The sequence below is a fragment of the Anaerotruncus massiliensis (ex Togo et al. 2026) genome, from assembly GCF_900199635.1.
GTDB lineage: Bacteria > Bacillota > Clostridia > Oscillospirales > Ruminococcaceae > Anaerotruncus > Anaerotruncus massiliensis.
In genome coordinates, this window is the sequence record NZ_LT962686.1 from 1 (window position 1) to 20070 (window position 20070).

Consider the following 20070-nt stretch of genomic DNA (forward strand, 5'->3'; position numbering starts at 1 on the left):
CCCCACGGACAATACCCGGAGGTGAGGGCGCGCGCCCGCCTGAACCGCCCCCGCGCCGCGCCCCGCCTCACGGTCAACACCCGGGGGTGAGGGCACGCGCCTGCCTGAACCAAAGTTTTTGGGGGGTCTCGGGGGGGCTTTTTTCAAAAATCCCCCCCGAGCCCTGCCTGAACCAAGGCTTTTTGGGGGCCCCGGGGGGCTTTTTTCAAAAAGTCCCCCGGGAGTTGCGTTTTTCTGCAACTTTTGCATTCTTTCGCGAGACGGGTGAAGGGATGTGAAAAAGGATGACAAACGGGGCAAAATTTGATATGATACAGAGAGAACTTAACGGGCGGCGGGTGATCCTGCTGCCCGGTCATGAGGTGATACGGATGCCCTCCGCCGGATTCAAAACGCCCGCGCCCGCCGATTACACGGGCGCGCTTTCCGAGCTGCTGCCGCAGCTCATCGAAAAATACGGCCGCGCGGCGGTCGCGGAACAGATGAACACCTGCAGCGACCGGCTCGCGCGGGTGCAGGCGTGCAACGAGCGGCTGACCGATCCGTCCGCGGCCGCGGACGACCAGACGGAGGCGCTGCAGGAGGTCGTGGCCGCGACGAGCGACTATTACGCCTTCCTCGCGGGGCTGGCGGAGGACATGCGGCGCTTTTTGATCCTCATGGGCGGGGTCACGGGCGACGAGATCGACGGGCTGCTGTCGATCGAGCCGGAGGTGGGGGAGGAGATCTCCCTGCTCGCGTCGGTCGCGCCCGCCATCCAGGCGATCCGGCCGAAAAACTACGTCATGCCGATCGACCCGATCACCAACAAGCTCGCCCAGCTCCGGGAATTCAACGAGATCACCGTCGCGCGCCGCCGCAACCTGACGATCCAGACGGCGGTGACGATCGATTGCCCCGAGCACATGAAGATCGACGGCAACTTCCAGCTCACCAACTATGACAAATCAATCATCAACGGGGTGGTCTCGATCCTCGAGAGCGGCAATTCGAGCTTTACGGTGCCGATGCTCTACCACGCGATGACCGGCAAGGAGAACCCCACCGTCGACGACGGGCTGATGGAGGAGATCAAGGCCAAGCTGGACACCATGCGGCGGCTGTCGATCAACATCGACCTGACCGAGGAGATCAAGGCGCATATGATCGACCGGCGGATGGAGGGCGCGGGGGAGGTGGACTCCTTCACGATCGAGGGCTACCTGCTGCCGCTCAACAAGTATATCGGCGTGGTCAACGGCAAGCGCAGCGAGATGTACCAGATCATCGACACCCCGCCGCTGCACAGCTATGCCAAGATGAAAAACCAGATTACGACGGTGTCGATCGACCTGCTCAAGGCGCCCTTAAACAACAACGCCACCACCATCCCGCTCAAGACCTATCTCTTAAGCCGGATCGAGGGGATGAAGAACCAGCACAACAAGCTCACCCGCGACAAGATCCTCTTTGAATCGATCTACCGGGAGCTGGGCGACCTCGATTCGGACAAGAAGCGCAAAAAGCGCATCCGCGACTACACCGAGATCGTCCTGACCCATTTCATCTCGATGAAGTACATCACCCGTTACGAGATGGTCAAGGAGGGCCGCACAATCACCGGGGTGCGCATCTTCTGGAACGAAAAATCCGCCTAAAAGGAGACCTCTATGAAACGAATCTTCCGCGCCGTATGCGCGTTTGCCGGGCTGCTGGCGCTCGCCTTCGGGGGCGCGCCGGTTCTCTTCGGCGTCCTCAACGCCGGCTGCCTGGCGCTGCTCGGCTTCGGGGCGCTGCTCTTTGCCCTCGCCGTCCTGTGGGACGCCTTCCGCCTGGACGCCGGCAACCAGATCGTCCGCAGCTTCCACACGATGTGGGACCGCCGGCCCCCGGCCGCCCGCCCCGCCGCATGGTGGCGGCGGCTGCGCGCCGCCGCGGCCCTCCTGCTCGCGGCGGGCTTCCTGATCGGCGCGGCCGTGTCCGTCCCGATGGCGCGGCAGGCCTATTTCACCCCGCCGGGGGAGGAGCCCCGCACCGCGCTCGTGCTCGGTTGCCAGGTGGAGCGGGAGGGACCCTCCCTCATGCTCGCGCGCAGGCTCGAGGCGGCGCGCCGCTACCTCGAGGCGCACCCCGACGCGCCGGTCGTGGTGTCGGGCGGCTATGAGGAGCGCGCCGGGACCTCGGAGGCGGCGGTCATGGCCGCATGGCTCGTCGAGCGGGGGATCGACCCCGCGCGCATCCACCTCGAGGACCATTCCCACTCGACCGAGGAGAACCTCGCCTTCTCGGCGGAGATCATCGGGCGGGAGGGGCTGCCCCGCGCGCTCGCGGTGGCGACCGACGGGTTTCACCAGTACCGCGCCGCCATCTACGCCCGGAAGAACGGGCTGGCCGCGGCGGCGCTGCCGGCGGGCACCCCGTGGGGGCTGTTCCCCTCCTATTGGGTGCGGGACATCTTCGGGAACCTCAAGGCGCTGATCCTCGACTGAAATACCGGCCAAGGCCGTCGCAGCTTCGCTGCGGCGGCCTTTTTGCGCGCCCGGGAGGTTTGGCGGCGGGGCGCGGTTTGTGTCGAATGTACAATTTGAACAACTATTTTTATCAGTTGCACTGAAATTCTGTCCTCATGGTTGACTTATCATTTAGGACGGCTCTATAATGATTTCATAATGATAAGCCATTGATGACGGGACGGGAGGTTGACGGGATGCAGCAGGGAAAAGGACAATCCGCTTACATGAAGATCTTCCTGGAAATCGCGGACGACATCGCCAACGGCATCTATAAGGTGGGGGACGTCATCCCCACCCAGCTCGAGCTCGCGAGCGCCTACCAGGTGAGCCGGGTCACCGTGCGGGAGGCGATCAAGGAGCTGACCCGCCGCGGGGTCGTCGCGACCCAGAAGGGGAAGGGCACCGTCGTGATCGGCAACCTCTTCCGCGCGGTGGATTACCAGCGGGTGGAGGGCTTTTCCAAGGTCGACGCGCCCGAGGAGGGGCCCCAGCCCCGCCCCGAGTCCCGCCTCGTCGAAAACCGCCTCGTCCCCGCCACGGAGGCCGTCTCCCGGCACCTCAAGGTGCCGCCGGGCACGATGCTGCGCAAGATCGAGCGCGTCCGCAGCCTCAACGGCATGATCCATTCGATCGAATGCGCCTACCTGCTCAACAGCGAGGTGTCCGGCGTGGACTTTGAGCACGCGGACATGGAGAAGGGCTCCCTCTACGAGCTGCTGCGCCGCGAGGCCGGGATCGTCTTCGACTATATCACCGAGCAGTTCAAGGCGATCCTCTGCCCTGAGCGGGAGGCGGAGCTGCTGGGGGTGAAACGGGACGAGCCGGTCCTCTACATCCGCCGGGTCACCTGCGCGGGGGACCGCGGCCCCATCGAATACGTCGATATCCACAGCCGCAGCGACCTCTTCTACGCGACCATCCACTCGCAGCGGCTTCCCACGCGGGCGGCGCACACCGCCCCACGGATAAATGATAAGCCATTGTCCTGCCTCGTCGGCTCCGTGCTCGGAGGGCTGGCGGATGCGCCGGGCGCCCCGCTCGCGGAGGGGGCCGACCCCGCCGGGGCGTGGAAGCGGTATTACGGCGCGCTCGGGGAGGACCCCGCCGCCTTCGAACGCGCCTCCGGCGTGCTCCGGACCGCCTGCTACGCCGCGCGCCGCTTTTCCGGGCGCGCGCCGGGGGAGGCGTACCTCCAGCGGGAGGCGGAATACGGCGAGGCGGCGATGCCCTTCGTGGTCTATTCCGCGCTGGCCGGGCTTTCCGCCGGGGCGCGCGCCGACCTTTCCGAGCTGGCGCGGAGCCTCCCGGACAACTGGCGGGGGACGCCGCTGATGCCCGCCGGCTGCGCGATCGCGGCGGCCTGCGCCCGCGCCGCGTCGGGCGCGGGGACGGCCGAGGCCCTGCACGCGGGCCTGGAGGCCGCGCGCCTCGCGGAATCCGGCGCGCCGGAGTCTCCCTCGGTGGCCGCGCGGATCGAATACGCGCTTTCCGCCGCCGGGCGGCTGCCCGACCCCGGCCAGCTCGAACGGGAGCTTGCCGGGCTGATCGGGAACGGCCCGTCCGCCGCCGAGGCGGTCCCCTTCGCCTTCGGGCTGGCGGCCTGCGGCGACCTGCCGGGGCTGCTCCGCCGCACCGTGTTCGCAAAGCGCCCCTCCGCGTCCGCCCCGGCGGCGGGCTGCCTGGCCGGGCTCTTCGGCGGGCTGGCGCTCTTTCCGGAGGGCTGCCTCGCGGACCTCGATGCCCTGAGCGGCTGCCCGCTCGAACAGCTCGCGGAGGAAACGGCCGCGCGTTAACCGTCGGTTTTCCGCCCCAACGGGCGAAAGAGATAGAAACCATCTGATTATGGGAGGAAACATGATGAAAAAGATCTGGAAGTCCACATTCGCCCTGTTGATGGCCCTCACGCTCCTGGTGAGCCTCGCGGCGTGCGGCGGAAGCCCAGCCTCCGCCCCGTCGGGAGACGCGGCCCCGCAGGCGGCGGCGCCGGCGGACGACGGCAAAAAGCCGCTGACCTGCCTGATCACCGAGGTGCCCAAGGGCGCGCCCTTCACCGACCTGACCTGGCTCGGCTTTGAAAAGCTCGAGGCCGAGGAAGGCATGGACATCAAGATGGTCGAGGCGATGGACAAGGCGGAGTACCCCGAGCAGATCCGCGCGATGGCGCAGCTCGGCGCGAACCCGATCTACGCGATGTTCGACACGGTCAACGAGGTCGTGCTCGACGTGGCGGACGAGTTCCCCGACACCAAGTTCTACCTGATCGACTGCGAGATGGAAAACAGCGAGCCCAACTGCGCCAACCTCATCGTGGACCCGTATGAGGCCTCCTTCATCGCGGGCTTCGTCGCGGCGAAGACCACCGAGACGGGCAAGCTCGGCTGGATCGGCCACACCGACCACCCGACCATCACCCGGTTCCGCGACGGCTACACCGCCGGCGCCAGATACGCCAACCCCGACATCGTCGTGGAGTCCGCTTTCACCGGCGACCCGAGCGACCCCGTCAAGGGCCAGGAGACCGCCAAGATCATCATTGACCGCGGCGTGGACGTGATCTTCCAGTCGGCCAACCAGTCGGGCATGGGCGTCATCAAGGCGTGCGGCGAGGCCGGCATCAAGTGCATCGGCGTCGACGAGTGGCAGGGCGACGTGGACCCCTGCGTCTTCTGGAGCGCGCTCAAGGACATCGACGGCGCGATCTACAAGACCGGCAAGGACTTCCTCGCCGGCAACTTCACGGCGGGCCGCGTGGAATTCGGCATCAAGACCGACTCCCGCGTCTACGACCAGCGCGACTTCGACAAGCTCCCCGCGGAGCTCCAGACCGAGGTCTCCCAGCTCGTGGAGGACATCAAGACGGGCAAGGTGGACGTTTTCTCCAAATAGTCTGAATGAGGCGATCGCCGGGAGGGGAAACCCTCCCGGCTGCTGACCGGAGGTGGAACAGTGAAATCGGAGCAGCCAGTCGTATTGGAGCTGCGGGGCATCTGCAAGAATTTCGGAGCCCTCGCCGCGAATAAGAACATCGACCTCAAGGTGCGGCGCGGGACGGTCCATGCGATCATCGGGGAGAACGGCGCCGGCAAAAGCACCCTGATGAACATCATCTCCGACATCTACCAGGCGGACGCCGGCGACATCCTTCTCAACGGCGAGAAGGTTGTTTTCAAGGGCCCGATGGACGCCTGCGCCCACGGCATCGGCATGGTCTACCAGGAGTTCATGCTCTTTCCCGACCTGACGGTGCTAGACAACATCATGATGGGCTTTGAAAAGCGCCGGGGCGGCATCTTCATCGACCGCAAAAAGACCCGCGCGGCCATCGAGGAGATCTGCCGCACCTACCATTTCAACATCCCGCTCGACGAGAAGGTCAAGGGCCTCGCGGTCGCGGTGCTCCAGCAGGTGGAGATCGTCAAGGTCCTCTATAAGGGCGCGGACATCATCATCCTCGACGAGCCGACCTCCGTTTTGACCCCGCAGGGGATCGAGGGGCTCTTCGACGCGATCCGCTTTCTCGTGGGGACCGGCAAGACGGTCCTCTTCATCACCCATAAGCTTAAGGAGGTCATGGAGATCTCCGACTACATCACCGTCCTCAAAAACGGGGAGGTCACCGGCAACGTTCGCCCCGACGAGGTGGACGAGGCCGCGCTCGCCAGCCTGATGGTCGGCCGGGAGGTCATCCTCACCGCCCAGAAGGTGGAAAAGCAGGTGGCGGCCCCCGTGCTCGAGGTGAAGGGCCTGCACGTCCGGGACAACGACGGCAACGAGCGCGTCAAGGGGGTCGACCTCGCGGTGCGCGCCGGGGAGATCGTCGGCGTGGCGGGCGTGGCCGGCTCGGGACAGAAGGAGCTGGTCGAGGCGCTCTTCGGCCTGCGCGAGGCGCAGGAGGGGCGGGTGCTCTTCGAGGGCGCGGACATCACATCGAAAAGCTGCCGCGAGCGCCGCTGCCTCGGCGTGGGCTACGTGCCGCAGGACCGCCTGGGCGAGGGCGCGAATGTGGAGGGCAGCATCTGGCAGAACGCCATCATGGGCTACCACATCGCCCACGGCTTCAAGCGCAAGCTCCTGCTCGACCGCAGGGAGATCGACGCCTTTTCCGGGCAGGTGGTCAAGCAGTTCGCCGTCAAGACCCCGACGCTGGAGACGAGGGTGCGCACCCTCTCGGGCGGCAACATCCAGAAGCTGATCGTCGGGCGGGAATTCTTACAGAAAAACAAGCTGCTGATCGTCGAGGACCCCACCCGCGGGATCGACATCGGCGCCATCGAGTTCATCTGGAAAAAGATCATCGAGCTGGCGTCCGAAGGGGTCGGCATCCTGCTCGTGAGCCACGAGCTCAACGAGGTCATGGAGCTTTCCGACCGGATCGTCGTCATGTACGACGGCAAGCTCTTCGACGGCGGGAACGCGGGCGAACTGACCGAGCAGGAGATCGGCCTGCTCATGGCGGGAGGAGGGACTGCGGATGAAAGCGGCCGCAAGCGCGGCGCTTAGGGCGTTCGCGGACAAGAAATCGGAGATCGTCAAATACCTGCTCGCCTTCGCGGCGGTCATGCTGATCGGCGCGGGGCTCATCTCCTTCCAGGGGGAGGACCCGGTCCGGGCGCTGTCGGCCATCTGGTCGGGCGCGCTGGGCGGGCGCATCGAAATCGGGAATACCATCCGCTGGATCATCCCCTGCGTCATGACGGGGATGGCCGCGGTCGTCGCCTTCAAGTCGGGCGTCAACAACCTCGGCATTGAGGGGCAGATCTATTTCGGCGGCTTCGCCGCCGCCATGGCGGGCTTTCTGGTCCAGCTCCCGCCGGTCGTCCACGTGCTCTTCTGCCTGCTGGTGGGGGGGCTCTGCGGGCTGCTTTACGCGCTCATCCCGGCGGTGCTCAAGCTCTTCTTCCGCATCGACGAGATGATCACAACCCTGATGCTCAACTACATCGCCATCCTGCTGACCGAGTATTTCACCGTGCTGGTGATCGGCGCCTCGTCGAGCACCGCCTCCAACGCCTTACAGACCCCGCCCGTCTACGAGACGGCCAAGCTGCCGGTGCTCATCAAGGGCACCTACGCCAACGCGGGCATCTTCGTGGCGGTCGCGGTGGTGGTCGTGGTGGCGTTCATCTACCGCTACACGATCAAGGGGTACGAGTTGCGGCAGGTGGGCGAAAACCTGCGCTTTTCCAAGGTAGGAGGCGTCAACGTCGTGCGCACCTTCCTGTCGATCTTTCTCATTTCCGGGTTCGTCGCGGGGCTGTGCGGCGGCGTGGAGGTGCTCGGCTCGCACGGGCGGTTCGTCTCCCGCTTCAGCAACAACCTCGGCTGGGACGGCATCATGATCTCGATGATCGCGAAGAACAGCCCCTTCGGCGTGCTCTTCGTCTCGATCCTCTGGGGCGTCCTGAAGGCGGGCGCGCTGCACATGGAGCGCGTCACCAACACCAACCGCCTGACGGTCGTGCTGATTCAGGCGCTCTTCGTCCTCTTCGTCACGATCGACTACAAGAAGATCTATGCCTTTTTCCGCGGGCGCTTCGGGCGCCGCGCCGTACAGAAGGGGGGCGCCGTCTGATGCTCCAGGTCATGTTCAGCACCGTGACGCTCGCCGCCATGTTCCGGCTGGCGACCCCCCTCATCCTCGCGGCGGTGGGCGGCTCCTTCGGGGACCGCGCCGGCGTCTTCAACATCGCGCTCGAGAGCTTCATGCTCAGCGCCGCCTTTTTCGCGACGCTCGGCAGCTACCTCACCCGCAGCCCCTACGTGGGGGCGCTCGCCGGGATCCTGACGGGGCTCGTCTTCTCGGCGGTGTTCGGGTTCTTCGTCTTCCACCTCGGCTCCAACGGACTTGTCGTGAGCATCGCGCTCAACAGCGGCGCGTGGGGCTTTACGACGCTGCTGCTGACAACCGTCTTCGGCACGCGCGGGGCGTTCATCGACAACAACATCCAGAGCTTTCCCGCGCTGGACATCCCCTTCCTGCGGCTGCCCTACCTCGACGCGGTCCTCAACCACCAGAACGTGCTCGTCTATTTCGCGCTCGTCTTTGTGGCGGCGGCGGCCGTCGTCATGTACAAGACCCCCTTCGGCCTGCGGGTGCGCGGGGTCGGCATCAACGAGAAGGCGTCCCAGACCGCGGGCGTGAACGTGCTCGGCTACCGCTGGATCGCCACCCTCATCACGGGGGTGTTCGTGGGGCTGGCGGGGGCGTTCCTGCCGCTGTGCGGCGTATCGATGTTCGCGGAGAACATGTCGGCCGGGCGGGGCTTCCTCGCGGTGGCGGCGATCATGGTGGGCAAGGGCAACCCCGTGAAGGTCGCGCTCTCCTGCCTGCTCTTCGCCTACGCGGACGCGCTGACCATCGGGTTCCAGAACATGGGCGTGCCCTCCCAGATCGTCATGACGCTGCCCTACGCGGCGACGATCCTGGTGCTCTTCGTGGCGAACATCAAAAAAGCAAAACATGCGGATATCGACGCGTAGGCGCCGGTATCGGACGGAGGTAAGAATGGATAACAGAGCGGAGCGCCTGCGGGAATGGCTGTCCCCGGAGGGCGCGGAACATTTTGACGACATCGTGCTGACCCGCAAGCTGGGCGCGAGCCCGAACATCTACGGGATCGGCCGGATGTACCGGGATCTGGCGGAGAACGCCCCGGCCCGCGGGCTCGATTCGGCGGAGCTGGTGGCGCGGGTGAAGGAGCTCTCCGGCTTTTTCGGGGAGCTGCGCGGGGAGTCGAGCCACGCGATTTTGACCGCCATGCGGATCATGACGAAGGGGCTGGACGCCTATGCGTCCGAGCCGCTGGAGCGGACGCGGGAATTCCTCCTGAAGGCGCACGGGAACTATGAGGCGATGTCGGCCGGCTGGATCGAAAAGATCAAGGAATACGGCTGGAACGTGCTGGAGGACCTCTCCTCGATGCTCGTCTTCGACTATTCGAGCACGGTCAACGCGATGATGGAGACGGCCGCCGAGCACGGCAAAAAGATGACCGTCTACGTCCCCGAGAGCCGCGCGCTCGACGGGGGCCGCCCCTTCGTGGTGAACGCGCTGAAGCTGGGGCACAGCCCCGTCTTCTTCCCCGACGCGGCGCTGGCCGCCTTCACCCGGAAGGCGGACGTGGCGTTCATCGGGGCGGAGACCTTCTTCCCCGACGGCAGCGCCGCCAACACGGTGGGCTCCGACCTCGTCGCCATCCTCTGCGCCCGCTTCGGCAAGCCCCTCTATGTGCCGACCGCGATGATCAAGGTCAACATGCGGGGAATCGAAGGGCGGCGCAAGAAGGAGCTCGGCCGCGACCTCGCGCGGTACCTCGCGGCCGCCTGGCCGGAGGAGATGCGGGCGGCGACCGACTTCTGCTGCCCCGACCTCGCGATCGTCGGGCCGGCGGAGATCACCGGGTACATCACCGAGCTGGGGGTCATCCCGCCGGCGGCGATGTTCGGCATGAGCCTGAGGTACATCGCGAAGATCGAAGGGGAGGACGAATGATGTTCCGCGGAAAAGAGAAGATCGCCATCGGCATGGCGCAGCCGCTCGCCCTGCCGGGCAGCTTCCGCCACGGCGGCGAGAGCATCGGCACGATCACCGAAAAGCTGCTAGAGGAGGTCGCGGTCTACGACCGTTACGGCTACGACGGCGTGATCCTCCAGAACTTTAACGACATCCCCGTGCTGGAGGCGTCCTCCATCGAGGCGGTGGCCTACATGACCCACCTCGCGGGCGCGATCCGGCGGGAATTCCCGGACCAGATCCTCGGCGTGCTGATGATCTGGGACGGCTGCGCCTCCCTCGCGGTGGCGGAGGCGGCGGGCGCGGACTTCGTCCGCGTCGAACACGCCTACGTCGGCGCGGAGGTCACCTCCGCGGGCATTTTGCAGGGGCAGTGCGCGAAAATCACCCAGCTCAAGCGCAAGCTTGGCTCCAAAATGCCCGTCTACGCGGACGTCTACGAGCCGCACGCGGTGCAGATCTGCCCCAAGCCGGTGGAGGACGCGGCGTTTGACGCAGTCTGCCAGTGCTTCGCGGACGGGCTCTTCCTCTGCGGCAAAAACGCGCGGGAGAGCCTCGAGATGGTCGCGCGGACGCGCCCGAAGGTGGGGGACGCCCCCATCATTCTCGGCGGCGGGTCGACGGGCGACAACGTCTACGAGCTGCTCCAGCAGTTCGACGGGGTGTGCGTGGGCGCGTGGATCAAGGACGGCGACCTGCTCAACCCCGTGAACCCCGACCGCGCGCGCCGCTACATGGAGCAGGTCGAGCGGGCGCGGGCATAGACGGAAAGGAGGCGGCGGCATGTTCGACATCATCGGCGTCGGCGACGCGGATATCGATATCATGCTCAAGGTGGACCACATCCCCGGGCACGATGAGAAGGTGCTCGGCCAGATGCTCGGGAAGTTCCCCGGCGGCATGGTCGCAAACTACCTCTCGGCGGCGGCGGCCTTCGGCGCGAAGTGCGGCGCGGTCGTCTCGGTGGGGGAGGACGACTTCGGCCGGCTCACCCTCGGGGACCTGGAAAAACGGGGCGTGGATATTTCCCACAGCATCGTGCGGCCGGGGGAGGACACCTATTTCACCGTGACCAACCTCGACGCGAGCGGGGAAAAATCCATGTCCATCTGCCAGACGGCGGCGATCTCCCCCTATCCGGAGGAGGTGGACTTCGACTATCTGGCCGAGGCAAAATACGTGCACATGATCGGCACCTACCCGCACCTTGTGCTGCCGGTGGGGCGCGAGGCGAAAAAGCGCGGGGTGCGCGTCTCCCTCGACTTCGAGCCGGAGTCGGACCGGATGACCCCCGAGCAGAAGGCGGAGACGCTTTCCCTCGCCTACATCGTCTTCCCCAACGAGGAGGGCCTCGCCTGCTACGTCGGGCACCGGGACCTTGAGCGCGGGGCAAGGGAGATGCTCGCCCAGGGCCCCGAGATCGTCGTTGTGACGCGGGGCGCGGCGGGCTGCGAGGTCTTCACGAAGGAGGCGCATTTCGCGGTCCCGGCGTTCCAGGTGCCGGTGCGGGACACCACCGGGGCGGGGGACACCTTCAACGCGGTGTTCGTCTCCTGCCTTGCGAGGGAATACCCCCTCGAGCGGTGCGCATGGCTCGCCACGGCCGCCGCGGCGATTCAGATCCAGCAGGTGGGCTCCCGGACGGGGCTCGCGGACGAAGCGGCGGCAAAACGGCTCCTGCGCGCGCAGGGTATCCGTTTTTCAGATCAGGACTAGATGGAAGGAGTGCGACAAATGACATTGGAAGAGAGAATTTTGGGCTCGCTGCTCGGCGGCGCGATCGGAGACGCGATGGGCGCCGCGACCGAGACCCGCACCCCCGAACTGATCAGGGAGAAATTCGGCGGCTACGTGCGGGAATTCCGCCAGGCGCCGGAGGATACCTTCGCGCGCGGGGCCGTGGCTGGTTACGTCACCGACGACTTTTCCCTCGCCTACTACACGGCGCGGGAGATCGTCAAAAACGGCGGGAAGATCGACCGGGGGGTGGCCGAGCGTTCGGTGCTGACCTGGTCGGAGCACCCCGAGTACTTTGACAACTACGCGGGCCCGACCACCCGCGCGGGCATCGCCCGCCTCAAGGGGGAGACGCCCGCCGAGGGCTACAGCTTCCTCGCCTGCGACAACGCCAAGGCGACCAACGGCGCGGGCATGAAGATCGGCCCGGTCGGGATGCTCCATCCGGGGGACCTCGACCGCGCGGTGGCGGACGCGGTGACGATCATCCGCGTCACCCACGACAACGACCTGGCCATCTCGGGCGGCTGCGCGATCGCGGCCGCGGTGAGCTGCGCGATGGTCGAGGGCAGGAACGCCGTCGACATCGTGAACGCGGGCCTCTACGGCGCGCGGGAGGGGATGCGGCTGGCGCGCGGCTTCGCGAAGAAGCTGGCGGGCCCGTCGGTTGAAAAGCGCATCTCCCTCGCGGCGGAGATCGGCCTGCGCCACTGCGGCGACTATGAGCGCGCGATGCTTGAACTGGGCGACGTGGTCGGCGCGGGCCTGCACGTCTCCGAGGCGGTGCCCTGCGTGTTCGGGCTGGTCATGTCCACCAACGGCCACCCGCTCGAGACGATCTTCTCGGCGGTCAACATCGGCAACGACACCGACACGGTGGCGGCGATGGCGGGCTATATCGTCGGGGCGCTCAACGGCGCGCCGGCCTACGACTCCTATTATTATGACACGATCGAGGCGGCCAACCATTTCGACCTGCGGTCGCTCGCACATGAGATGGCGGCCTGCGCCGCCCGGAATTGAGGAGGCGGAAGGATGGAAAAGATGGATGCGCAGGCGGCGCGCCCGCTGATCTGGGAGGAGCTGCGCAAGGTGGCCCGCCCCGATTCCCGCTTCAGCTGGAAGTTCAGCGAGTTCATCGCGGACTATGAGGGAAGCGATCTCTGCGCGGAGAACCTCTGCGCGACGGAGATTTATAGGAACAGCGAGGTCGTCTTCATCACGCCCGACAACAATCTGGAGACCTTCCGGGAGCGGGCGATCCGCGACAAAAAGACGATCCTCATGACCAACTACGGCATCGAGCGGGGGGTCTTCCTCATCGCGCCGGGCAGCGTGCCCGAGGGCAAGGAGGAGCTCGCCTCCACCCTCGACGGCGTGCAGCGGTACTGGAAGTTCATCACCCTCCGGGAGATCGCCGAAAAGATTAAGCACATCGACATGCTCGTGACGGGCGCGTCGGCCATCACGCCGAGCGGCATCCGCTTCGGCAAGGGGCACGGCTACTTCGACCTCGAATGGGCGATGTTCTACACCAAGGGGGTCGTGGACACCGACACCCCCGTCTTCGCGGTCGGGCACGACTGCCAGGTCGTCGACGTGGACGTCGAGGTGCGCGTCTACGACACGGCGATCGACTACATCGTCACCCCCACCCGCGTCATCAAGACCCGCAACGAATTCCCCAAGCCCACCAGGGGGATCCTCTGGAGTCTGCTCGCGCCCGGTATGCGGGAGAAGATCCCGCCCATCCAGGAGCTCTGGTGCGAAATCCACTGCAAATAGCCCCGCCGCCTCCTCGGGCGGGGCGCCAGCATCGAAAGGGGCGACCGCTAAAAGCGGCCGCCCCTTCCATCTGCCCGGGGGATTTTGCACCGGATTCGGAAAGCGGGTTGTCACCGGGGAGATTTTCGTTTATACTGGAAGTGATTCGCGGCGGGACGCCGCGGGAAAACCGCGGGCGCGCCCGCGGCAAACAAAGGAAAAGGGGAAACACAATGGCTTGGGTCGATTATGCGCTCTACCTTGTTTTCGGAGGGGTGGCGTTCATCCTGCTGGCATTCGCGGCGAATCTCGTCATCACGGCCAAGACGGGGAAGTCCTCCCTGCTGCTCAGCCGGATCTACTACATCGCGGCGATCGTGACGGTGCTCGTCAACCTGGTGCGCTCGGTCGCGGTCTACAACTGGGGCATCTGGCTCGCGAACCTGCTGGTGCTCGCCTGCGTGGGGGTCGCCTTCCGGCGCAACGAGCGGGACGCCAAGAGCACGGAGGAGCAGGGACGCGGCAGGTAGCTCTGCGGTGACGCAAAAAATCCGCGCCGCCGTGCGGCGCGGATCATGCCGCGCGGAGAATTATTCCCGCGGGGGCTCCCCGGCGGGGGCCTGCGCGTCCGCCGGCCCGCCGGCGTTCGCGCCGCCCTGGAGGTCCTTGAGGAGCGCGGCGAGCTCCTCGGTGGAGAGCTGCCCCCGCAGGCTGTCGATCGTCTTTTGCAGGTCCTTCTGCGCGCCCTTCGCGCCCGCCTTCGCCCACTCGGCGCTCTGGCGCTGGGCGGCGGTCATGAGGCGGTCGGCGTATTCGCGCCCGTCGGGCGCGGGCGCGACCGGCATGGCGGCGATGACGCCCGCCAGCACGATGAAGAGCTTGAGCGCCACGAGCGCGGGGCCGAGGCTCTCATAGGACGAGTCGGAGGAAGTCATGTTGAAGGCGGCGAACTGCCGGATGTTGACGACGTTGAAGACGGCGTAGAGCGCAAAGCCCGCGAGCGCGGCGGCGCAGCGCTTTTTCCCGCCCAGCCCGCGCGGGCGTGCGGTGAGCAGGGCGAGCGCCAGGATCACGGCCAGGAAGGCCAGCTCGACGTAAAGGACGGGCGGCTGTCCGGCGAGGGACCCGCCGAAGAGCAGTTTGCGCCAAAACCAGACCTGCCCCAGGACGGCCGCGAGAAAGAGCGCGGTGGAGACGACGGGCCGGGAACGGGTGCCGCTGACGTTTTTCATGGAAGGACCACTCCTTATCCGGCCGGGAGGCCCGGCCGCGTTGCTTCCAAAAGCATACCACACCCGCCGGGGTTGCGCAAGTCCCGGGCAGGCCCGCGGGGGCCCAACGACGAATTGATTTGAGGGGATACAGCATGGAAATTTTCATCCGGATCGGCTATATCGTCATGATCGCGGCGATCGTCCTCTGCTTCTATTTCAGCAGAAAGCAGCAGCACGGCCTGCGCGAAGCGGTGGACAGGTTCGCGTTCGCCTACGTAAAGATCTCCAACCACGTCTCCGCGCGGCCGCCCGCCGCGGAGCTCGCGGTCGAGCGCGGGGAGGGGGACGCGGTGCGCCCGCTCCCGCTCGGGGAGCAGCCGGAGGCGATCCGCACGGTCATCGAGCGCGCGAGCGGCGGCAAGGTGGTCAAGCTCTACGACGAGATGATGGACGCGATGCTCGAGATCGAGAACCGCTGCGGCAGGCACCGCCGGATGAACAGCCAGTTCCGCGAGCCGATCGCCGCCCTGTTCCACAAGGCGCGCACCTTTCTGACGGCGAGCGAGCATCTGGAAAACATCCGCACCGCGGCGGACAAGCAGGCGTTCGACAGCTTCCTCCGCGACCAGGGGGACGACCGCATGGTCCTGCTGCGCCGGATCACCGGCGGGGCGGGGGAGCAGTTCTCCGGCCTCAGCAAGCACTACGACCTCGCGGCGCGCGAGGCGGCCGAGCGGGAGAAAAAGCGCCCCGCCCGCGGCAGATAGCACAGAGGGGAGGAGACCGGCTTGTCACGGCGGGAAAAAACCTATCTGATCCCATCGCACCGCCCCGAGGGGGACGACCCGCGCGACATCCTCATGGAGCGCGACCGGCTCGAGGCGATCATCGAATCCTCCTTCGACGGCATCTACATCACCGACGGCAGCGCGGTGACCCTCATGATCAACAAGAGCTACGAGGCGATCAGCGGCCTGCGCCGCGAGGAGGTGCTCGGCAAGGACATGCGCACCCTCGAGACGACGGGGGTCATCTCCCGCTCGGGCACCCTGCTCGCGATCGAGGCGGGCACCTCGGTGACGCTCGAGCAGACCTTCAAGACGGGCCGGCGCGCGATCATCACCTCGACACCGACCTTCGACCAGGACAACAACATCGTGATGGTCGTCACCAACGTGCGCGACGTCACCGAGATGTACGCCCTCAAGGGCCAGCTCGAGGAGAGCTGGGCGCAGTCCAAGCAGTACCGGGACGAGCTGGAGGCGATGCGCCGCCGGCTGGGCAGCCGCCCGGACCTGATCGCCGTCGACGCGGCGACGATCGCGACGATCCGCACGGCGGACAAGCTCGCGCCGCTCGACGCGACGGTGCTCATCGTGGGGGAGCGCGGGGTCGGCAAAAGCACGGTCGCCAAATACATCCACTCCAAGTCCGCCCGCAAGAAGGGGAAGTTCGTCACCGTGAGCTGCGGGGCGATCCCGCCCGAGACGATGAACGAGGAGCTCTTCGGGGTCGCGCGCGACGGCGAGGTGCGCCCCGGCCTCTTCGAGACGGGCAGCGGCGGCACGATCTTTTTGAACGAGGTGGGCGAGCTGCCCCCCGACATCCAGATGAAGGTCTGCCGCCTCATCCACGAAAAGACGATCACCCGGGTGGGCTCGCCCGACCCGGTCCGGGTCGACGCGCGCGTGCTCGCGTCGACCTCCCACGACCTCGAGCAGCTGACCGCCGAAAAGAAGCTGCAGGAGGAGTTCTACTACTGCCTCAACGCCCTTCCGGTCGAGGTGCCGCCGCTGCGCAGGCGGCGGGAGGACATCATCCCCTTCGTGCAGTTCTTCGCGTCGGAGCTCAACAAGAAATACAATATGAAGAAGAAGTTCTCCCAGACCGCGCTGCTCGGGCTCAAGAGCTACGACTGGCCGGGCAACGTGCGGGAGCTGCACAACGTCGTCGAACGGACGATCGTGCTCAGCGGGCGCAACCCGATCGAGCTGGAGGACCTTCCGATCTCGGACGAGATCCGGCTGGAGGAGGAGGACCTGGCCGAGCTGACCGAGCCGGTCGACCTGCGCGCGATCCTGCGGCAGGTGGAGCGCAGCTACCTCGACCGGGCCTACGCGCGGTTCGGCAACGTCCGGGACGCGGCCAAAAGCCTGGGACTCGACCCCTCCACCTTCGTCCGCAGGCGCAAGCGGGACGCGCAATGAATTGTTGCAGTTTTGATTGATGTTTCGTTTTTGCAACAAAATTTCCGGGAAATAGGGCTTGTTTCCCCCTGCGAAATCCCCCAATCTGTTGCTAAATTGCAACGGACTGGGGGATTTTCATATATATCAGACGATAATTGCCACAATTCTTTGTTAAAAACGCACAACAAAAATGCATAAAATAACGTGTTAAAAATAAAACAACATTCACAATCTTTTCATAAACAGGACTTTTTTTATTTACTTTCGGGTTCAAAGCCGATATAATAAGCGTGAAAAGACAGGCGCACAGCGGCAAGATTGTGCGAGGCTGTTTTGTGTCCAATGTTGGGCGCCCGGGGCCGGAAACGCGCGCACCGGCCCGGCGGCGACCCGAAAGAGACAAAAGGAGGAGATTGTCAGTGACCGAGACAACTGAGAAGACCAACGTTGTCCCAGAGGGCTTCATGACCGAAAAGTTCCCGCTTAAAAAACGCGGCTATGGTGAGGAACAGCCCGGAATCAAGTTTGGCCCGTTCAAAATCCGTATTCCCCTGATCCACCACGAGTGGCAGTGGACCGAGTGTGCCGCCGCCATGTTCCTCGGCGTCGCCTGCCTGGGCGCGGGCGTCACCACCACGATGACCACCTTCGGCCTCAACGAGCCGGCGAACATCGCCGCCCTGGGCCTCACCGAGAACGGCGCGTTCCTGATGGCGCTGACCTTCGGCGTTCTCAACGCGGTCTGCTACTACCTGCCCTCCCTGCTGGGCGACCCCGTGGTCCCCGGCTGGATCACCCCGGCGCTTCCGCTGACGCTGAAGTTCCTCGAGCAGTGGAGCATCCCCGACTACGCCACCGGCAACGTCGATCGAATTAAGGCAATGATTGCGCTGCAAATGCTTGTCGCCCTCTGCTTCCTGATCATGGGCGCGACCGGCATCGGCCGGAAACTGGTGGAATGCGTCCCGATGTCCATCAAAGCGGGCATCGTGCTCGGCGCCGGCATCACGGCGGGCGTCAACGTCTTCCAGGCCCGTATGCCCGCAGCCCCCTGGACGGTCGCGATCGCCTGCCTGCTGTCCTACCTGTTCCTGTTCAACCCCTCCTTCGAGCGCAAGGCAAGGACCTCGAACTTCTGGAGGCTGGTTCGTAACCAGGGCGTCGTCCCGGCACAGCTCTTCGCGATCATCCTGGCGCCCATCCTGCTGCGTGAAATTCCGATGCCCCAGATCCAGTGGGGACTCACCCCGCTCAGCTTCGGCTTCGTGATGGAGCACTTCACCATCTTCGGAATCGGCTTCCCCGAGATGAGCTTCTTCCTTGCGGCGATTCCGTCGGCGCTGACCACCTACATCATCGCGTTCTCCGACTTCGTCCTCGCGAAAGAGGTCGTCGCGGAGGCCACGGCGGCCCGTCCGGACGAAGTCGTCATCTTCGACGCCGGCCGTTCCAACCTCGTCAGCTTCCTGCGTAACGGCATCATGTCCGTGTTCGCCCCCTGGGTCCCGATGTGCGGCCCGCTGTGGGCTTCCGGCCTGCTGACCATCACCGAGCGCTACAAACGCGGCTACAAGACCATGCGTACATACTGGGGCGGCGTCTGCACCTTCCGCGCGTCCACTGTGATCGCGGTTATGATCCTGCCGCTCGTCACCCTCATCAAGCCGGCGTTCGCCATCTTCTTCGGCATCACGATGGCGGTCCAGTGCTTCGCCTGCGGCAACATCGGCATGCGTATGGCCACCACCGCCAACGAGCGCGGCATCGCCTGCGTCATCGCCGCGGCGCTGACCTTCTTCACCCCCGCGCAGGCGCTTCTCGTCGGCATCATCGTCTGGGCTGTCGTCGAAGGCAGCGAGTCGGTCGTCCGCTTCAAAAACAGAAAGGCTACGGCGGCGTAACATCCCTTAACGGGATACCGCATCTTTCGTCGGCCACACGGGAAAACAGGGCTGAACTGAAAAGATCGGCTCTGTTTTCCCTCGTTATCCGTAAAATGGAAAAGGAGCGCACAAGTATGAAATTGATTATCGTGAAACCGGAGCTGCACAAGTTCGCAAGCTGCGCGGAATTCGCGGAGGCGTTCAAGCTGGGCGAAAACGACCTCGTGCTCACAAACGAGTACATCTTCAACCCCTACTTCGGGAAGCTGAACCTGCCGGTACATACGATCTTCCAGGAGAAATACGGCGCCGGCGAGCCGACCGACGTCATGGTCGACGCGATCGCGGCGGACGCGGTGAAGACGGGCTGCAAGCGGATCATCGCGATCGGCGGCGGCACGGTCATCGACATCGCGAAGGTGCTGGCGGTTTCGGACGGCGGCCCCGTCGACGCGCTGTACGACAACGTCGCGAACCTCGAAAAGCGCCATGAGCTGGTCATCGTCCCGACGACCTGCGGCACGGGCAGCGAGGTCACCAATATTTCGATCATCAACCGCACCCGCATCGGCACCAAGATGGGCCTGGCGAGCGAGAAGATGTTCGCGGACGCGGCGGTGCTTGTGCCCGAGCTCCTGAGCAGCCTGCCGTTCGGCGTGTTCGCCACCAGCTCGATCGACGCGCTCGTGCACGCGGTCGAGTCGAGCCTGTCGCCCAAGGCGACCGCCTACACCAAGCTCTTCGGCTACAAGGCGATCGAGATGATCATCCGCAGCTACCAGAAGCTGGTGAAGGAGGGCCGCGAGGTCCTCGGCGGCCTGATGGAGGACTTCCTGATCGCCTCCAACTACGCGGGCCTCGCGTTCGGGACCGCCGGCTGCGCCGCGGTGCACGCGATGAGCTATCCGCTCGGCGGCACCTACCACGTCCCCCACGGCGAGAGCAACTACGCGATGTTCACCGGCGTGCTGAAAAACTACATGGAGATCAAGCAGGACGGCGAGATCGCGGTGATGAACGGCTACCTGGCGGACCTGCTCGGCTGCGGCGTGGGCGAGGTGTACGACAAGCTCGAGGAGCTCTTAAACCAGGTGCTGCCCAAGAAGGCGCTGCATGAGTACGGCGTGACGGTGCAGGACCTCGACACCTTCACCGAAGCAGTCATGACCACGCAGGGCCGCCTGATGGGCAACAACTTCGTGCCGCTCGACGCGGAACGGGTTCGCAAAATTTACGGGGAGCTTTATTGAGCTTTGAAAAAAGGGAGGAACTAGGGCA

The 20070-nt window shown here is 65.3% G+C and carries 18 protein-coding genes; 17 read left to right on the forward strand and 1 reads right to left on the reverse strand.

Annotation, left to right across the window (positions count from 1 at the left end; all coding sequences use genetic code 11):
- The first annotated feature begins 308 nt into the window (after nt 1-308).
- From C1A13_RS00150 to C1A13_RS00210, 13 genes are all read left to right on the forward strand, one after another.
- Entirely contained in the window at nt 309-1637 is a 1329-nt protein-coding gene (locus C1A13_RS00150; RefSeq protein WP_146021653.1) for a hypothetical protein, read from the forward strand.
- Between the two features lie 12 nt (nt 1638-1649).
- Nucleotides 1650-2468, forward strand: a complete 819-nt coding sequence (locus C1A13_RS00155) for a YdcF family protein (RefSeq protein ID WP_101547949.1) — start codon at nt 1650-1652, stop codon at nt 2466-2468.
- A gap of 218 nt (nt 2469-2686) precedes the next feature.
- Entirely contained in the window at nt 2687-4285 is a 1599-nt protein-coding gene (locus C1A13_RS00160; protein WP_172439098.1) for a GntR family transcriptional regulator, read from the forward strand.
- A gap of 64 nt (nt 4286-4349) precedes the next feature.
- Nucleotides 4350-5378 carry a BMP family ABC transporter substrate-binding protein gene (locus C1A13_RS00165; RefSeq protein ID WP_172439099.1) on the forward strand — a complete coding sequence of 343 codons (1029 nt, stop codon included), beginning with the start codon at nt 4350-4352 and terminating at the stop codon, nt 5376-5378.
- Between the two features lie 60 nt (nt 5379-5438).
- On the forward strand, nt 5439-6992 hold the full coding sequence (locus C1A13_RS00170; protein WP_101547955.1) for an ABC transporter ATP-binding protein: 1554 nt from the start codon (nt 5439-5441) through the stop codon (nt 6990-6992).
- Nucleotides 6964-8064 (forward strand): ABC transporter permease, encoded by a 1101-nt coding sequence (locus C1A13_RS00175; RefSeq protein ID WP_101547957.1) that lies wholly within the window; start codon nt 6964-6966, stop codon nt 8062-8064. Before C1A13_RS00170 ends, C1A13_RS00175 begins: the two co-directional genes overlap by 29 nt.
- Nucleotides 8064-8972: an ABC transporter permease gene (locus C1A13_RS00180; RefSeq protein ID WP_101547959.1), complete on the forward strand. Its 909-nt coding sequence runs from the start codon at nt 8064-8066 to the stop codon at nt 8970-8972. The genes C1A13_RS00175 and C1A13_RS00180 overlap by 1 nt, the downstream gene beginning before the upstream one ends.
- A 25-nt stretch (nt 8973-8997) precedes the next feature.
- Nucleotides 8998-9984: an initiation factor 2 gene (locus C1A13_RS00185; RefSeq protein WP_172439100.1), complete on the forward strand. Its 987-nt coding sequence runs from the start codon at nt 8998-9000 to the stop codon at nt 9982-9984.
- A complete protein-coding gene (locus C1A13_RS00190) occupies nt 9984-10769 on the forward strand; it encodes a BtpA/SgcQ family protein (RefSeq protein ID WP_242970786.1) in 786 nt (261 codons plus the stop codon). The genes C1A13_RS00185 and C1A13_RS00190 overlap by 1 nt, the downstream gene beginning before the upstream one ends.
- A gap of 19 nt (nt 10770-10788) precedes the next feature.
- Nucleotides 10789-11721, forward strand: coding sequence for a carbohydrate kinase family protein (locus C1A13_RS00195; RefSeq protein WP_101547966.1), 933 nt, complete (start codon nt 10789-10791; stop codon nt 11719-11721).
- Between the two features lie 18 nt (nt 11722-11739).
- Entirely contained in the window at nt 11740-12765 is a 1026-nt protein-coding gene (locus tag C1A13_RS00200) for an ADP-ribosylglycohydrolase family protein (protein WP_101547968.1), read from the forward strand.
- A gap of 12 nt (nt 12766-12777) precedes the next feature.
- Nucleotides 12778-13527, forward strand: a complete 750-nt coding sequence (locus C1A13_RS00205; RefSeq protein WP_101547969.1) for a 5-formyltetrahydrofolate cyclo-ligase — start codon at nt 12778-12780, stop codon at nt 13525-13527.
- 212 nt (nt 13528-13739) lie between these two features.
- Nucleotides 13740-14036: a hypothetical protein gene (locus C1A13_RS00210; protein WP_101547971.1), complete on the forward strand. Its 297-nt coding sequence runs from the start codon at nt 13740-13742 to the stop codon at nt 14034-14036.
- Nucleotides 14037-14096: 60 nt separating this feature from the next.
- Here the strand turns inward: C1A13_RS00210 and C1A13_RS00215 are convergent, their stop codons facing one another.
- Complete coding sequence (locus C1A13_RS00215) at nt 14097-14738, reverse strand: hypothetical protein (protein WP_101547973.1); 642 nt, start codon at nt 14736-14738, stop codon at nt 14097-14099.
- 134 nt (nt 14739-14872) lie between these two features.
- On the opposite strand from C1A13_RS00215, the gene C1A13_RS00220 reads away from it, so the two are divergent.
- From C1A13_RS00220 to C1A13_RS00235, 4 genes are all read left to right on the forward strand, one after another.
- A complete protein-coding gene (locus C1A13_RS00220) occupies nt 14873-15487 on the forward strand; it encodes a hypothetical protein (protein ID WP_101547975.1) in 615 nt (204 codons plus the stop codon).
- 21 nt (nt 15488-15508) lie between these two features.
- Nucleotides 15509-16927, forward strand: a complete 1419-nt coding sequence (locus C1A13_RS00225) for a sigma-54 interaction domain-containing protein (RefSeq protein ID WP_101547977.1) — start codon at nt 15509-15511, stop codon at nt 16925-16927.
- 401 nt (nt 16928-17328) lie between these two features.
- Nucleotides 17329-18810 carry a hypothetical protein gene (locus C1A13_RS00230; RefSeq protein ID WP_207654166.1) on the forward strand — a complete coding sequence of 494 codons (1482 nt, stop codon included), beginning with the start codon at nt 17329-17331 and terminating at the stop codon, nt 18808-18810.
- A gap of 116 nt (nt 18811-18926) precedes the next feature.
- On the forward strand, nt 18927-20042 hold the full coding sequence (locus C1A13_RS00235; RefSeq protein ID WP_101547979.1) for a 4-hydroxybutyrate dehydrogenase: 1116 nt from the start codon (nt 18927-18929) through the stop codon (nt 20040-20042).
- Nucleotides 20043-20070: the final 28 nt, after the last annotated feature.

Excerpts from the sequence above, each read along its gene's own strand:
- C1A13_RS00150 (WP_146021653.1), top strand. The coding sequence starts at position 309 with ATGATACAGAGAGAACTTAACGGGCGGCGGGTGATCCTGCTGCCCGGT.
- C1A13_RS00155 (WP_101547949.1), top strand. The coding sequence starts at position 1,650 with ATGAAACGAATCTTCCGCGCCGTATGCGCGTTTGCCGGGCTGCTGGCG.
- C1A13_RS00160 (WP_172439098.1), top strand. The coding sequence starts at position 2,687 with ATGCAGCAGGGAAAAGGACAATCCGCTTACATGAAGATCTTCCTGGAA.
- C1A13_RS00165 (WP_172439099.1), top strand. The coding sequence starts at position 4,350 with ATGAAAAAGATCTGGAAGTCCACATTCGCCCTGTTGATGGCCCTCACG.
- C1A13_RS00175 (WP_101547957.1), top strand. The coding sequence starts at position 6,964 with ATGAAAGCGGCCGCAAGCGCGGCGCTTAGGGCGTTCGCGGACAAGAAA.
- C1A13_RS00180 (WP_101547959.1), top strand. The coding sequence starts at position 8,064 with ATGCTCCAGGTCATGTTCAGCACCGTGACGCTCGCCGCCATGTTCCGG.
- C1A13_RS00185 (WP_172439100.1), top strand. The coding sequence starts at position 8,998 with ATGGATAACAGAGCGGAGCGCCTGCGGGAATGGCTGTCCCCGGAGGGC.
- C1A13_RS00190 (WP_242970786.1), top strand. The coding sequence starts at position 9,984 with ATGTTCCGCGGAAAAGAGAAGATCGCCATCGGCATGGCGCAGCCGCTC.
- C1A13_RS00195 (WP_101547966.1), top strand. The coding sequence starts at position 10,789 with ATGTTCGACATCATCGGCGTCGGCGACGCGGATATCGATATCATGCTC.
- C1A13_RS00200 (WP_101547968.1), top strand. The coding sequence starts at position 11,740 with ATGACATTGGAAGAGAGAATTTTGGGCTCGCTGCTCGGCGGCGCGATC.
- C1A13_RS00205 (WP_101547969.1), top strand. The coding sequence starts at position 12,778 with ATGGAAAAGATGGATGCGCAGGCGGCGCGCCCGCTGATCTGGGAGGAG.
- C1A13_RS00210 (WP_101547971.1), top strand. The coding sequence starts at position 13,740 with ATGGCTTGGGTCGATTATGCGCTCTACCTTGTTTTCGGAGGGGTGGCG.
- C1A13_RS00215 (WP_101547973.1), bottom strand. The coding sequence starts at position 14,738 with ATGAAAAACGTCAGCGGCACCCGTTCCCGGCCCGTCGTCTCCACCGCG.
- C1A13_RS00220 (WP_101547975.1), top strand. The coding sequence starts at position 14,873 with ATGGAAATTTTCATCCGGATCGGCTATATCGTCATGATCGCGGCGATC.
- C1A13_RS00235 (WP_101547979.1), top strand. The coding sequence starts at position 18,927 with ATGAAATTGATTATCGTGAAACCGGAGCTGCACAAGTTCGCAAGCTGC.